This window comes from Pseudomonas prosekii, assembly GCF_900105155.1.
Lineage (GTDB): Bacteria > Pseudomonadota > Gammaproteobacteria > Pseudomonadales > Pseudomonadaceae > Aquipseudomonas > Aquipseudomonas prosekii.
Genome location: NZ_LT629762.1, coordinates 78,200 through 93,264, shown reverse-complemented (window position 1 = coordinate 93,264; position 15,065 = coordinate 78,200). Strand labels below are relative to the sequence as shown.

Sequence of the window (15,065 nt, the reverse complement as noted above, 5' to 3'; positions counted from 1 at the left end):
GGGACTCTCCACAGGGCTATGTGTGGTCTCAGGGCCTGTAGAGATGCGCATGCCCGGCGCGATACAGCGACGACTCGCTGAACTGATCGCTGCCCAGCACTCGACCGACCAATATCAGCGCCGTACGCCGAAAGCCCTTCGCCGCAACCTTCTCGGCAATATCGTCAATTGTCCCGACCACCCAATCCTGATCCGGCCAGGTCGCGCGGTGGATCACCGCAATCGGGCAGTCCGCGCCGTAATGCGGGAGCAGTTCGGCGAGGATTTTCTGCAAATGGTTGACGCCCAAGTGAATCGCCATCGTCGCGCCATGCTGCGCCAGACTGCCCAGCTCCTCACCTGCAGGCATCGCGGTTTTATCCGCGTAACGGGTCAAAATCACGCTTTGCGAGATGTCCGGCAAGGTCAGCTCAGCGCCGAGCAACGCCGCGCACGCCGCTGTCGCGGTCACACCCGGAATGATTTCAAACGGTATATCCAGCTCGCGCAGATAACGAATCTGCTCGCCAATCGCGCCGTACAAACTCGGATCGCCCGAGTGCACACGCGCCACATCCTGACCTTCAAGGTGCGCAGCCTTGATCAGCTCGATGATCTGTTCCAGATGCAATTCGGCGCTATTGACCACCGTTTCCGCCTGATGCCCTTCGAGCACCGCCGCCGGCACCAGAGAGCCGGCATAGATGATTACCGGGCAGCTGCGAATCAGCCGCTGGCCTTTGACGGTGATCAGTTCCGGGTCGCCGGGGCCGGCGCCAATGAAGTAGACGGTCATCGTCAATTCCTGAAAAAACGCTGAGAAAAACCTTCGAGGCAAGGCTTCAGATGAAGATTGCTCATGATCGAGGCGGGGATTATCGGGGATTTTACGCAGCACTGGCCAATGCGAGCGTGGCTTGGGCGTATTTTTGTCGCGAAATCAGCAGTTTTGCTGGCGCCTGGGCCAGATGTTCAGCGAGGGCGAGGGCCGCGCTTTCTGCCACGCCGTAACAGCCGGTGCGCTCGAAAGCGATCTGCGATTGATGGCTGAGTTGTGGTTGATAACCGGCCAATTGCTCGCTGCTGAAATACATCAATTGCAAGCCAAGTTGCTCAGCCAATTCCACCAAACCCGGCTCATCGCGTTTCAGATCGATGCTGGCCAATGCCTTGATGTGCCGAAGTTCGATGTGATGCGCCTGCAATGCCTGATCGAGCAACGCCCGCAGCGTGCTGACCGGGCAGCCGCGCTGGCAGCCCAGGCCGACCACCAGGGTCGGCGCTGTGCTGGCATCGGTCATGCGTGGTATTGACCGTCGCTTTTGCTGCGGAACAACCAGGCGCTGATCAGGCCAAGGGCCAGCCAGAACACCACGTTGGTCAACTGCGAAGCGATTTTGAACTGCGCTTCCAGCGCTTCCGGTGCCAGCATCGAGTGCACTTCCGGTTGCGGCGCGCCAATCACGTGCGGCACCGCGAGAATCGCCACGCCGAGAATCTTCATCAGCCAGTGGCGGCTGAACACGATCAGCGCGATGCCGACCGCGGTGGACGCTGCGGTGCTGATCCACCAGATTTGCCGTTGCGCCAAGTCAGCGGCAGCGGTGCCCGGCAGTTCAGGTGGCAGGCCTAGGGTCGGCGCCAGCACGAAGGTTGCGTAACCGGCCAGGCCCCAGAGCAGGCCCTGGGCGGTTTTGGTCGGCGCGCGCAGGGTGTACAGGCCCGCGAGCATCAGCGCAAAACCGACCGCGACCACCAGATTGCCGCCCGTGGTGAACAACACGCGCTGCCAGCCGTCTTCCGGCTCCCAGGCTTCGGCGTCATGCGTGTGAGCGGCGGCTGCACCTTCACTGTGCTCGTGAGCGACAACGGCTGCGGCGGGTTCGGATTTTTCATAGGTTTCCGCTTGGAGAATCAGCGGCGACACCCAGAAGCTTTGCAGCAGGGTCAGCAACAGGGCGGCCAGCAGCCCGGTGAAACCTGCGGTTTGCGCGATACGCTTGATCATGTCGGCAGGTCTCAATGGCACGGGAACGCAGAGCTGTGACGGGTATCGTGGGCGGCATTGTGCACCGCTTCGATGTGCGAGAAACCGGCGAAATACACCAGGCACGCGCCGAGAATCGACGCGCAGACGGCGGCGGTCAGGCGTTGGCTCAGGGTCGTAGTGTTGCTGGTGGCGGTGCTGTGGTCGGTGCTGGTGATGATCGACATGGCGCTTCCCTCTGGTCTGTCAGCGGGTGAATCGAGCGCATGAAAACCCCTGCGAGCGAGCGCGCAGAAGCCTAAACAGCGCCCGCCCACCGCGGGTTTGTCATTCAGTGATCGTAGTGGTCACTTTGCGTTGCGGGCCGGTCTCCGGGCTCACGAGGGGCGAGGGCAAATGCCCGAGCCTGCAAGAATCGCCTTCCCATGCCGAACTGCCGACACAGTGGATCTGATTCTTCGCTCGCTTACCGTTGCGGGGGCAGCACCGGACTGACATGGCTTTAGAGTAAAGCACATGATTCACCGGTTTCCCGTTTCACCCTGTGAAGGGCACCCGTAACAAGGCGTGTAGGAGAGCATGCGCGGGGCGAAGCGTCAATTGGCAGGGGTTCTCAACTCTGTGGCGAGGGGGCTTGCCCCCGTTCGGCGGCGAAGCCGTCGCAAAAACTGGGTGTGGGGTCTGCCTGAAGGAATGTCGGGGGCCGCTTCGCAGCCCAACGGGGGCAAGCCCCCTCGCCACAGGCATCGCAATCGCCTGCAGACATTGACCCGCCCCCGCACCATGCGTAGCCTTGCGCTTTCGAGGTTCTTCGGCAGGTGCCGAAGCTAAGAAGGGAACGCGGTCGATGCCGCGGCTGCCCCCGCAACTGTGAACGGTGATGTTCGCTGCCACGCCACTGCAAATCCCCTCCAAAACGGGTTCGCGGGAAGGCGCAGCGAATGCCAGGCCCCCGAGGCCGGCGCGCCGAAAGCCAGGAGACCTGCCTCGAAACGAATTCTCACTACAACCGGGCGGGGTGATCCGGTGGCGAAATCTTCCGCGCCTTCATCGCTGCGGTCGTCGTCCCGTATGCCCGCCACCTTGCCAAAGGGCATCCGATGAAAACACTGGCCAAACTCCCCGTCACCATCGTCACCGGCTTCCTCGGCTCGGGCAAAACCACCTTGCTGCGGCATATGCTCGACAACGCGCAAGGGCGGCGCATCGCGGTGATCGTCAACGAGTTTGGCGAGCTGGGCATCGACGGCGAAATCCTCAAGCAGTGCTCGATCGGCTGCACCGAAGAAGAAGCCAATGGCCGCGTCTACGAACTGGCCAACGGCTGCCTGTGCTGCACGGTTCAGGAAGAATTCTTCCCTGTGATGCGTGAACTGGTCGCGCGTCGCGGCGACCTCGACCACATCCTCATCGAAACCTCGGGCCTGGCCCTGCCAAAGCCGCTAGTGCAAGCCTTCCAGTGGCCGGAAATCCGCAGCGCCTGCACGGTTGACGCGGTCATCACCGTGGTCGACAGCCCGGCCGTCGCCGCCGGCACCTTCGCCGCGTTCCCGGACCAAGTCGACGCCCAGCGCAAACTCGACCCGAACCTCGATCACGAATCGCCGCTGCACGAATTGTTCGCCGACCAACTGGCCAGCGCTGACCTCGTCATCCTCAATAAAGCCGACCTGATCAGCCCGGAAGACCTCGCTCGCGTACGTCTGGAAGTCGCCGAAGAGCTGCCGCCAGCGGTCAAAGTCATCGAAGCCAGCAGCGGTCGCGTGCCACTGGACGTGCTGATCGGTCTGGGCGCCGGTTCCGAAGAACACATCGACAGCCGCCACAGCCATCACGATCATCACCACGAAGGTGAAGACGATCATGATCACGACGCTTTTGATTCGATTTCGATCGAACTGCCGCAGGCCGACGAAAGCCTGCTGATGGACGCGCTGACGCAATTGGTGGTCAAGCACGGCATCCTCCGCGTCAAAGGGTTTGCGGCGATTCCGAACAAGCCGATGCGCCTGTTGATTCAGGGCGTGGGCACGCGTTTCGACAAGCACTTCGACCGCCAGTGGGGCGCCGATGAAGTGCGCAGCACGCGTCTGGTGTTGATCGGTCAGGAACTCGACGCCGGCCAACTCGAAGCGCAACTGCGCGCCGCGCTCAGCGTTTAAGCCATGCACCTGCTCAGGACCCAGCCCGGCGGTTTCGTTTCGGATGACAACATCGCCGACCTTGGGCAAACCCCCGCCGAACTGGTGATCCTGTGCAGCGGCGACTCCAGCCTGGCGCTGCTCGCCGAGGCCGCGCAGCAATTGCCCGACGATTACCCGAGCGTGCGCCTGGCCAATCCGATGCAGGTGCAGAATCACGCCTCGGTGGATTTGTACGTCGATGAAGTGCTGCGTCACGCCAAAGTGATTCTGATTTCGCTGCACGGTGGCATCGGTTATTGGCGTTACGGCGTCGAGCGCCTGGTCGAATTGTCCGCGCGCGGTGTGCAACTGATTCTGGTGCCCGGCGACGACCGCCCGGACCCGGAACTCAGCGACCTCAGCACCGTGGCGGCCGACGAGCGCGATCGTCTCTGGCAGTTTTTGCGTCAGGGCGGCATGGCCAACGCGCTGGATTTTTTCCGCTGTCTGGCCAGCCAATGGCTGGGCCGCGACTATGCCTGGGCCGAGCCGCAAACCCTGCCGCGCACAGCTATTTATCACCCACAGAAAAGCCCCGCTGAACTGCGAGATTGGCAAGCCGAATGGCGCGCCGAGCAACCGGTGGCGGCGGTGCTGTTCTACCGCTCGCACCTGCAAGCGGCGAACACCGGTTTCATCGATATTTTTTGCCAGCGCCTGCAAGCCGCCGGGTTGAACCCGCTGCCGATTGCGCTGGCCAGCCTGAAAGAACCCGGCTGCCTGACGGTGGTCGAGGATTGGCTGGATGAGGTCGAAGCGGCGGTGATTCTCAACACCACCGGGTTCGCCCAGTCCAGCCCCGAAGCGCCGCACCTGCGGCCGTTTCGGCGCAATATTCCGGTGATCCAGGCGATTTGCGCCCAGGATAACGAACCCGGTTGGCGCGCCAGCGAGCAAGGCCTTGGCCCACGTGATCTGGCGATGCACATCGCGCTGCCGGAACTCGACGGGCGCATCATCAGTCGCCCGATCAGTTTCAAGGATCTGGCCTGGCGCAGTGAGCGCAGCCAGTCCGATGTGGTCTGCTATCGAGCGCAACCGCAACGCATGGATTTTGTCGCCGAACTGGCGCGGCGCTGGATCGATCTGGCCCGGGTGCCGAATGCCGAAAAACGCATCGCGCTGATCCTCGCCAACTACCCGACCCGCGATGGCCGCATCGGCAACGGCGTCGGTCTGGACACACCAGCGGCGGCGCTGAATATCCTCCGCGCGCTGCATCAGGAAGGCTACCCGTTGCCCGCAGAATTGCCGGCCAGCGGCACCGCATTGATCGCGCAACTGCTCGGCGGCGTCAGCAACGACCTCGACACGCTCGACCAGCGACCATGCATGCAGAGCCTGGCGCTGGACGACTATTCGCTGATGTTCGACGCGCTGCCCGAAACCAATCGGCAAGCGGTGCTGGAACGCTGGGGAGCGCCGCAAAACGATCCGATGTTCCGCGACGGTCGGATGATGATCGCCGGCCTGCGCTTCGGCCTGACCTTCGTCGGCATTCAACCGGCCCGTGGTTATCAGGTTGACCCGAGCGCGGTGTATCACGATCCCGATCTGGTGCCGCCGCACGGTTATCTGGCGTTCTACTTCTGGTTGCGCAACACCTATGGCGCCCACGGCGTGATTCACGTCGGCAAGCACGGCAATCTCGAGTGGCTGCCGGGCAAGGGTGTCGGGCTGTCGGAAAACTGCTGGCCGGACGCGCTGCTCGGGCCGCTGCCGAACATTTATCCATTTATCGTCAACGATCCGGGCGAGGGCGCCCAGGCCAAACGGCGCACCCAGGCAGTGATCATCGATCACTTGATGCCGCCGCTGACCCGCGCCGAGACCTACGGGCCGCTGCGTAATCTGGAGCTGTTGGCGGACGAATATTACGAAGCGCAATTGCTCGATCCACGCCGCGCCCGCGAGTTGCAGCGCGACATTCTGCAATTGGTGCGCGAGACACACATCGACCGCGAATTGCAGCTCGATGAAAAGCTCAATAGCGACGCCGACGCGGCGATCTGGTTGCCGCGCCTCGACACGTATTTGTGTGATTTGAAGGAATCGCAGATTCGCGATGGCCTGCATATTTTCGGCGAATCGCCGAGCGGGCGTTTGCGCATTGATACGTTGCTGGCGTTGCTGCGCATCCCCCGCGGCGACGGTCGCGGCGCGCAATCGAGCCTGCTGCGGGCGCTGGCGAAAGCGCTTGCATTGGGCTTCGATCCGCTCGACTGCGAGCTGGCCGAACCGTGGCTCGGACCACGCCCGGTGGAGCTACTGGCGATCAGTGACGACGTGTGGCGCACGGCAGGCGATACCCGCGAACGGCTTGAGTTGTTCGCCGCGCAATTGATCACAGACACGTTGGCCGACCCAAATCCCTGTGGGAGCGAGCTTGCTCGCGATGCGGTGGATCATTCAACTTCGATGTCGACTGAACCACCGTCATCGCGAGCAAGCTCGCTCCCACAAGGTCCCAGTTGGGCTGAGGTCAATGCGATTCTCGAGCATCTGCTGGAGGTCGTCGCGCCCCGACTCGACGCTTGCGGCCCTGCGGAAATGCGCGGTTTGCTCGATGCCCTCAGCGGTCGTTTTGTTCCCGCCGGGCCGAGCGGCGCGCCGAGTCGCGGTCGCCTGGACGTGTTGCCCACCGGGCGCAATTTCTACTCGGTGGACGTGCGCAATCTGCCGACCACCACCGCGTGGCGCATCGGTTTCCAGTCGGCCAACCTGATTCTCGAACGGCACATGCAGGACCACGGCGATCACCTGCGCCAACTCGGTTTGTCCGTGTGGGGCACCGCGACCATGCGCACCGGTGGCGACGACATCGCCCAAGCCATGGCGCTGATGGGCGTGCGCCCGGTGTGGGCGACCGGCAGTCAACGCGTCGATGATTTCGAGATCCTCCCGGTCAGCCTGCTCGACCGTCCGCGAGTCGATGTGACGTTGCGCGTTTCCGGATTCTTCCGCGATGCCTTCGCCAATCTGATTCGGCTGTTCGACGCCGCGGTACAAGCGGTGGCCGAACTCGACGAACCGGACGATCTCAATCCGCTGGCGGCCAAGGTTCGCGCCGAACGTGCAGCGTTGCTCGCCAGCGGTCTCGACGAAGACGCGGCCCGGCGTCAGGCCGGTTGGCGCATTTTCGGGGCCAAGCCCGGTGCCTATGGCGCAGGCGTGCAGGGCGCTATCGACGGGCGTTTGTGGCAAAGCCGCGAAGACCTCGCCGAGGTTTATCTGAACTGGGGTGGCTACGCTTATGGCGGTTCGGATGAAGGCACGGCGGCGCGGCAACAGTTCGCCCAGCGCCTGAGTCAGGTGCAAGCGGTGCTGCAGAACCAGGACAATCGCGAGCATGACTTGCTCGATTCCAACGACTATTACCAATTCCAGGGCGGCATGCTCGCCGCCGTCGAAAGCCTCAGCGGTGCAGCGGCGGCCAGTTATCACGGCGACCACAGTCAGCCGGATCTGCCGAAAATTCGCACGTTGAAAGAAGAGCTGAATCGGGTGATACGTTCCCGCGCGGCGAACCCGAAGTGGATCGACGGCGTCAAGCGCCACGGCTATAAAGGCGCGTTTGAACTGGCGGCGACGGTGGACAATCTGTTCGCGTTCGATGCGACTACGCAATTGATTGACGATCACCAGTACGCGTTGCTGGCGGACGCCTATTTGCTGGATCCGGCGACCCGGGATTTTGTCCGCGAACATAACCCGCATGCGTTGCGCGACATGACCGAGCGCATGCTCGAAGCGCAGCAACGCGGAATGTGGCAAGAGCCCGGCGAATACCGCGAAGCGCTGGAAAACCTGTTGCTGGACATAGAAGAAGACGGCTAGAGCACCGCACCCCCGCAAGGGATGGAAGTTGCTGCTGAGAAATTACCGACCATGACCGAGATTGCCCAATGACCGACACACCCCATTTCCCGCTCTCCGCCGTGGTCGGCGCTGATGATTTGAAGCTCGCGCTGTGCCTCACTGCTATCGACCCGAAAATCGGCGGCGTGCTTATTGAAGGCCCGCGCGGCATGGCCAAATCGACCCTCGCCCGAGGCCTGGCCGACCTGCTCGCCAGCGGCCAATTCGTCACGCTGCCGCTGGGCGCCACCGAAGAACGCCTGGTCGGCACCCTCGACCTCGACGCTGCGCTGAGCGAGGGCCGCGCGCAGTTTTCTCCCGGCGTGCTGGCCAAGGCTGACGGCGGCGTGCTCTACGTTGATGAAGTCAATCTGCTGCCCGATCACCTCGTCGATTTGCTGCTCGACGTTGCCGCCAGCGGCACCAACCTGATCGAACGCGATGGCATTTCGCATCGGCATTCGGCGAAGTTTGTGTTGATCGGCACCATGAACCCGGAAGAGGGCGAACTGCGCCCGCAACTGCTCGACCGCTTCGGCCTCAACGTCGCCCTCAGCGGCCACACCGCGCCGACACAGCGCGGGCAGATCATCCGTCGTCGGCTGGATTTCGACAGCAATCCGCAAGCGTTCTGCGCCCAATGGGCGGCGCAGCAACAGGCACTGCGCGAACGCTGCCAGCAGGCACGCAGCGCGTTGGCCGCTATCCCGTTGGATGACGCGGCGCTGGCGATGATCACCGAGCGCTGCTTTGCTGCTGGTGTCGATGGCCTGCGCGCCGACCTGGTCTGGCTGCGTGCCGCCCGCGCCCATGCCGCGTGGCGTGGCGCCGAGGCAATTGCCGAAGAAGACATCGACGCCGTTGCCGAATTTGCCCTGCGCCATCGTCGTCGCCAGCATTCGAATCCGCCGCCGCAACAGGAACAGCCACCTTCGACACAGAACAGCAACCCCAGCGAAGGCCAGGGCCAGTGGGGCGAAATGCCTGCACAGGCGTTGCCCATCGGTGCCCGACGTGAAGTGCCGAGCTGGCCAAAAAAGCCCTAGGCATTCGCCCTCGATCTGACGCGGGGGCGAATGCCAGACCCCGCGCCGGAACGCCCGACCATGGCCGCCAAGGCAAACGTCGCGCAGCGCCACAAGGTTCGATCAACTGGCCCGGCACTTTGCTCAACGGCCGTCCGCGCCAGCATGAAGACTTGCTGTTTCACCTGCGCAGCCGCTCAGCGCATGAGTTGTGGCTGGTGATCGTCGATGCTTCGGCTTCGACCCGCCGCCATAAGGCGTTGAGCCATGCCAAAGGTTTGCTGGCGCAGCTGTTCGACGACGCCTATCGGCAACGCGCGCGCCTGGCGCTGCTGACCGCCAGCGGCACGGCGCCGAAGTGGCAGGTGCAGGGGCTGAAGGCTTCCAGCGGTTTGCGCGAATGGCTCGACGGGCTCGGCGCGGGCGGTGGCACGCCATTATTGGCGGCGCTGGCGGAGGCGGGGCAGTGGCTGGACGCGCGGCGCAAACGCTTTCCGGCGGAACAACAGCGGTTGTTGCTGGTGACGGATGGGCGGCTGAAGGACTGGCCGGGTTTGCCGACGCTGGATTGCCCTGGGCTTTTAATTGATATCGAGCGCGGGCCGATCCGGCTGGGGCGGGCGCGGCAGTTGGCTTCGGAACTGCAAGCGGAGTATCGGCATATTGATGAGCTGGCTATCGGTTGAGGGCTTCCGTGTCTGGACTGGCCTCTTCGCGGGCAAGCCTCGCTCCTACAGGGTATGCGCATGACTTGTAGGAGTGAGCCTGCTCGCGATTGCATCACCACGGTTGCGGATCATCACCCTTCATCCGCATCTATGCTCTAGCAGGCCAGCCATTCACAGGAGTGAACCATGCGCGTGCTCGTCACCAATCCCCAGGACGATTTCCGCGTCAAAGCCTATGCCGGCACCAACGGCGTGCTGCTGGCCATGGACCTCGCCGAACCTCGGCGCAAAGGTCTGCTCGGGTTTGCCATCGAGAAGCAAACCGGCAGCAAACCGTGGCTGTTTCTGTTCAACAGCCTGACCTGTCCCGGCAAGTCGCACACCTTCCCCCAATATCACGCGACCCCGAGCAATATCGCGCCGCTGCAGAAATTTCGCTGGGCCGATTACGCGGTCAATCCGGGGACAACGCTGCACTACCGCGTGCACCTCGCCTACGGCACGCCCGACGCGCCGCAACTCGCTGAATACCTCGAACTGACAATCACTTCCGACGACGGTCAGCCAAGCAATCAGAGCGTGATTTTCAATCGAGCGGTGGCGGCCAGTCAGGCGTTCCAGCGCAAATTCCCCGAGCTCGACGCGCAGATCAGCGCCAACAAACACTTGCCGATCGAAGCCTGGCCACTGGCGGCGCAGCAGTGGCTGGAAAACGGCTTGCTCGGACGTTTGCTCGGGTTTATTCAGCGAGCGCAGGACTCGAATTGGGCGCTCGACATCGCGATCTACGAATACCAGTTGCAGTCGATCATCGACGCGGTGAACGACGCATTCGCCCGCGGGGTCGAGGTGCGGGTGCTGTATCACGCGCAACCCGACGACGAAGATACGGCGATCAACCAAGCCAGCCTGGCGAACATCCCGGCAGCGAACAAGCGCGGGCGCGTCACCCATAACATCTTCCACAACAAGTTCATCGTCCTCAGCCAACGCGATGACGCAGGCCAGTTTCAGCCGCAAGCGGTGCTCTGCGGCAGCACCAATTTCACCGCCAACGGCATTTACCGCCAAGCCAACGTGGTGCATGTGCTGGATGATCCACGTATCGCCGCGAGCTATCTGCAAACCTTTGAACAGGTCTGGGACAACCCGGCGGACGTCGGCGCCACGCGCACCTGGCTCAACCGGCACAACCCGATAGACCCGACGCAGGCGCTGTTCGCCGGGTTCTCGCCGCGCTCCGGTCATGCGGATTTGCAGGCGTTTATCCGGATCATCAACGCCGCGAAAAAGGACGTGTTGTTCGTTACCGCGTTCGCCTTGCCCGACGACATTCTCAACGCGCTGCTCGGTGCACCGCACGACAACATCCTGCGTTACGGACTGCAAAATACCGTCAGCCGCATCAGCGGTTTTCATGCCGACCGTACTGCAGAATTTGCGGCGACGGCGCTACTCAATACCGGGCTGGAAGGCTGGCTGCGGGAGAACATGAAAGGGCAGAAAGGCAATTTGCTGGTGCACACCAAAGCGGTGGTGACTGACTTCACCACGGACACGCCGACGATCATCAGCGGCAGCCACAACCTCAGCGCGGCGGCGAGCAATGGCAATGATGAGAACTACCTGATCATTCGCGGTGACACGGATTTGGCGGACCGTTACGGGTTGGAGTTGTTGCGCTTTTATGAGCACTACCGGTTTCGCTATTTCGCGAAAAAACTGGCGCTGAAAGAGGTGCAGCCGTTGGCGGCGGATGATCGCTGGACGCACGATTATTATGTGCAGGGCGATCTGCGTGAGTTGTCGCGGTTGCGCTTTTCTGGGAGGTGATTTGGTGTGGTCGATGGCATCTTCGCGGGCAAGCCTCGCTCCTACAGGTCATGTGCGAAACCTGTGGGAGCGAGCTTGCTCGCGATGGGGCCAGTCAATCCAACATCAAACCTCAGCGGAACCAGTTAGTCCGCGCCAGCGAAAGCACCTCGTCGCCACGTCCGCTCATCACCGCTTTGAGCATGTATAAACTGAAACCCTTGGCCTGCTCAAGCTTGATCGCTGGCGGCATCGCCAGTTCCTGAGTGGCGGTGACCACGTTGACCAGCACCGGCCCGTCATGCGCTAAGGCACGACGCAGCGCCGGTTCCAGCGCTTCGGATTCTTCGACGCGAATCCCGAGTATGCCCATCGCATTGGCCATCGCCGCAAAGTCTGGATTGTGCAGGTCTGTGCCGGTGTCGAGCATGCCGCCAGCCTTCATTTCCATCGCGACGAAACCTAGCGAAGCGTTGTCGTAAACGATGATTTTCACCGGCAGTTTCAACTGCGCGAGCGAGATGAAATCGCCCATCAGCATGGCGAAACCACCGTCGCCGGACATCGAAATCACCTGCCGATCCGGGAACGCTGCTTGTGCGCCAATGGCTTGCGGCATCGCATTGGCCATCGAGCCGTGGTTGAACGAACCGAGCAAGCGACGCTTGCCGTTCATTTTCAGATATCGCGCGGCCCACACCGTTGGCGTGCCGACGTCGGCAGTGAAGATCGCGTCGTCATCGGCCAGTTCGCTGAGCAGTCGGGTGAGGTATTGCGGATGAATCGGCCGGCCCGGCGCCGAGGGTTCGGCGAGGTCATCCAGGCCTTTGCGGGCTTTTTCGTAATGCTTGAGCGACGAATCGAGGAAGCTGCGGTCGCCGTTGTAGGGCAGGCGCGGCAGCAGCGCGGCGAGGGTTTCGCCAACGTCGGCGGCGATCCCCAGATCCAGCGCGGTGCGGCGGCCGAGCGCTTCGGGGTTATGGTCAACCTGAATGATGGTCGCGTCGGTGGGGTAGAACTGCCGATACGGAAAGTCAGTGCCGAGCATCACCAGCGTGTCGCAATTGAGCATCGCGTGATAACCCGAGCTGAAGCCGATCAGCCCGGTCATGCCGACGTCGAACGGGTTGTCCCATTCCACATGTTCCTTGCCGCGCAAGGCGTGCACCACCGGCGCGCCGAGGGCGTCGGCCAGCGCCACAACCTGATCATGCGCACCGGCGCAACCGGCACCGCACATCAACGTCACCGCTTTGCTCTGGCTGAGCAGTTCGACCATTCGATCGAGGTCATCGGGCGCAGGCAGGTGTCGCGGTTGCGAGAGCGCCGGCCATGCCTTGAGGTTGTCTTCGACTTCCTGCAACGCGACGTCGCCGGGAATCACCACCACCGCGACGCCGCGATTGAGGATCGCGCTGCGCATCGCCCGGTGCAGCACCTGCGGCATCTGCGCCGGGTTGCTGACCAGTTCGACAAAATGGCTGCATTCCTTGAACAGTTCTTGCGGGTGGGTTTCCTGGAAGTAATTGAGGCCGACTTCCGACGATGGAATCTGCGCGGCAATCGCCAATACCGGCACATGGTTGCGGTGGCAGTCGTACAAACCGTTGATCAAGTGCAGATTGCCCGGCCCGCAACTGCCGGCACACACGGTCAAACCGCCGGTCACCTCGGCTTCCGCGCCAGCGGCAAACGCCGCGACTTCCTCGTGGCGCACGTGCATCCATTCGATGCTGTCCATCTTGCGCAAGGCGTCGGTCAGGCCGTTCAGGCTGTCGCCGGTCAGGCCCCAGATGCGTTTGACGCCAGCCTGTTCGAGGGTGGTCGCGAGTTGCTGGGCAATGGTGATTTTCGCCATGGGATGCGGCTCCATTAATCGATGAATTGTCCTCGGGATAGAAAGAGGACAACTCAACGGCGGCCATGACTCACCGCAAATCATGAAGAATTGCTCATGTCGAACTTATGGCCGCACCGTCGCGCCGAGCGTGGAGGGCGCCGGGATCGGGCTGCGCATCAACGTGCCGACCACCAGCGCGCCGAGCAATGCCAGTAACCCGGCGACCAACAGCAACAGACTGAAACCGCCGACGAACGCTTGCCGGGCCAACGGCTCGACCGCCGCGCGCGCAGTTTCTGGCAACAAACCCAGCGCGGCGTTCATGTCGCCAGCGACCACCCGCGAGGCGATGCCGCGCGTCTGCTCCAGCCATTGACCGCCCAGGCCATTGCGCAGGAGCAATTCGGTGTGGCTGGCAAGCAGCGCACCGAACACGCCGATTGCCAGCATGATCGCGCTGAAACGCATGGTCGTGCTCATGCCCGACGCCATGCCGGCGCGGTCGCGCGGCACGCACGCCATGATGTTCTTCTGCGTGTCGCCATTCAGCAGTCCGGCGCCGGCACCGGTCACCGCAATCGCCATGGCAAACGCAGAATAACCGCCGCTGTTGACGGCCCATGCACTGAGCAAATTGCCGAGGCCAACCAGTGTCAGCCCGGCAGCCATCATGCTTGCCGGGGAAAACCGCCTGGCGAGGCGTGCGCCGATGCTCGGGCAGATAAGCATGGTCACGGCGAACGGCAACATGCCCATACCCGAAGCAATCGCCGAGAATCCCAAGCCGTTCTGCAGGTAGAACGGCAGCAACGTCATCATCACTTGCGCGCAACCGGCGTAAGCAAACATCCCCAGCAGCGCGCCGATGAAACGCGGATGCTTGAACAATTGCAGATCGACCATGGGCCGTTGCTGCATGCGCTCGATGATCACAAACGCGCCGAGCAACGCGGCGCCACCGAGCAGTCGGGCATAGGTCAGCGGGCTGCTCCAACCGATGCGATTGGCCTCGATCAGGCCCCAGATCAGGCACAACAAACTGGCGCTGAATGCGAGGCTGCCCCACGGATCGAGTCGCGCCGATTGGGTGTCGCGCGATTCCGGGACGTTGCGCCAGACCAGCGCCACCAGCAACAAACCCACCGGCAGGTTGAGGTAGAAAATCCAGCGCCAGCCGATGTATTCGGTGATCAAGCCGCCCAACGTCGGCGCGGCGGTCATCGCCACGCCCATGCACGCGCCCCAGAACGCCCAGGCCTTGGCGCGCTCGACGTCATCGTGAAACGTGTGGCCAATCGAGGCGAGCGCCGAGGTCAGCAACAACGCCGCGCCGACGCCTTTGATTGCGCGGGCGATATCGAGCAGCAACGCGGTCGGCGCGGCGCCGCAACCGAGGGAGGCGAGAATGAAAATGCCCAGGCCCCAGAGCAGGGTTTTCTGCCGGCCAAAGCGGTCGGCGATGCTCCCCGCCGGCAATAACAGTGCGGCGAACGCGAGCATGTAGGCGCTGACCACCCATTCGATGTCGGCGAAATTGGCGCCGAGGTCGCGGGCGATGGTCGGCAGGGTTACCGCGACAATATTGGTATCAAGGACGATCAGCGAGCAGACACCGGAGGCGGTCAGCAGAGTCAGACGCGGGCTGACCCGGCTCATGATCGAATTGTCTTTTGAGTAAGGTGGTTGACGGACATGCTCGGCTCTCTCTACTTT

General features: G+C 62.7%; 11 protein-coding genes and 2 riboswitches. Of the genes, 5 read left to right on the top strand and 6 right to left on the bottom strand.

Annotated elements, in window-relative coordinates; all coding sequences use genetic code 11:
- Positions 1 to 28 precede the first annotated feature (28 nt).
- The 4 genes from cobM to BLU01_RS00430 all read right to left on the bottom strand — a co-directional run bounded on the left by cobM (position 29) and on the right by BLU01_RS00430 (position 2,193).
- Entirely contained in the window at positions 29 to 775 is a 747-nt protein-coding gene (gene cobM, locus BLU01_RS00445) for a precorrin-4 C(11)-methyltransferase (protein ID WP_092269287.1), read from the bottom strand.
- Positions 776 to 866: 91 nt separating this feature from the next.
- Positions 867 to 1,280 (bottom strand): cobalamin biosynthesis protein, encoded by a 414-nt coding sequence (locus tag BLU01_RS00440; RefSeq protein WP_092269284.1) that lies wholly within the window; start codon positions 1,278 to 1,280, stop codon positions 867 to 869.
- The gene (locus BLU01_RS00435) at positions 1,277 to 1,987 is read right to left on the bottom strand and encodes a CbtA family protein (RefSeq protein ID WP_092269281.1); all 711 of its coding nucleotides are present in this window, start codon (positions 1,985 to 1,987) and stop codon (positions 1,277 to 1,279) included. The genes BLU01_RS00440 and BLU01_RS00435 overlap by 4 nt, the downstream gene beginning before the upstream one ends.
- 11 nt (positions 1,988 to 1,998) lie before the next feature.
- Entirely contained in the window at positions 1,999 to 2,193 is a 195-nt protein-coding gene (locus tag BLU01_RS00430) for a CbtB domain-containing protein (protein ID WP_092269278.1), read from the bottom strand.
- Between the two features lie 118 nt (positions 2,194 to 2,311).
- Positions 2,312 to 2,540, bottom strand: a riboswitch (cobalamin riboswitch).
- A 213-nt stretch (positions 2,541 to 2,753) separates the two neighbouring features.
- Positions 2,754 to 2,970, top strand: a riboswitch (cobalamin riboswitch).
- Between the two features lie 96 nt (positions 2,971 to 3,066).
- Here BLU01_RS00430 and cobW point away from each other — a divergent pair.
- The 5 genes from cobW to BLU01_RS00405 all read left to right on the top strand — a co-directional run bounded on the left by cobW (position 3,067) and on the right by BLU01_RS00405 (position 11,533).
- Entirely contained in the window at positions 3,067 to 4,128 is a 1,062-nt protein-coding gene (gene cobW / locus BLU01_RS00425) for a cobalamin biosynthesis protein CobW (protein ID WP_092269275.1), read from the top strand.
- A gap of 3 nt (positions 4,129 to 4,131) precedes the next feature.
- A complete protein-coding gene (cobN, locus tag BLU01_RS00420; protein ID WP_092269273.1) occupies positions 4,132 to 7,986 on the top strand; it encodes a cobaltochelatase subunit CobN in 3,855 nt (1,284 codons plus the stop codon).
- A 68-nt stretch (positions 7,987 to 8,054) separates the two neighbouring features.
- Positions 8,055 to 9,053, top strand: coding sequence for an ATP-binding protein (locus BLU01_RS00415; protein WP_092269270.1), 999 nt, complete (start codon positions 8,055 to 8,057; stop codon positions 9,051 to 9,053).
- A gap of 2 nt (positions 9,054 to 9,055) precedes the next feature.
- Entirely contained in the window at positions 9,056 to 9,718 is a 663-nt protein-coding gene (locus BLU01_RS00410) for a vWA domain-containing protein (protein WP_231987189.1), read from the top strand.
- Between the two features lie 168 nt (positions 9,719 to 9,886).
- The gene (locus tag BLU01_RS00405; protein WP_092269264.1) at positions 9,887 to 11,533 is read left to right on the top strand and encodes a phospholipase D-like domain-containing protein; all 1,647 of its coding nucleotides are present in this window, start codon (positions 9,887 to 9,889) and stop codon (positions 11,531 to 11,533) included.
- A gap of 112 nt (positions 11,534 to 11,645) precedes the next feature.
- Here the strand turns inward: BLU01_RS00405 and poxB are convergent, their stop codons facing one another.
- On the bottom strand, positions 11,646 to 13,370 hold the full coding sequence (gene poxB, locus BLU01_RS00400) for a ubiquinone-dependent pyruvate dehydrogenase (protein ID WP_092269262.1): 1,725 nt from the start codon (positions 13,368 to 13,370) through the stop codon (positions 11,646 to 11,648).
- Positions 13,371 to 13,475: 105 nt separating this feature from the next.
- Entirely contained in the window at positions 13,476 to 15,008 is a 1,533-nt protein-coding gene (locus tag BLU01_RS00395) for an MFS transporter (protein WP_092269259.1), read from the bottom strand.
- Between the last annotated feature and the right edge of the window lie 57 nt (positions 15,009 to 15,065).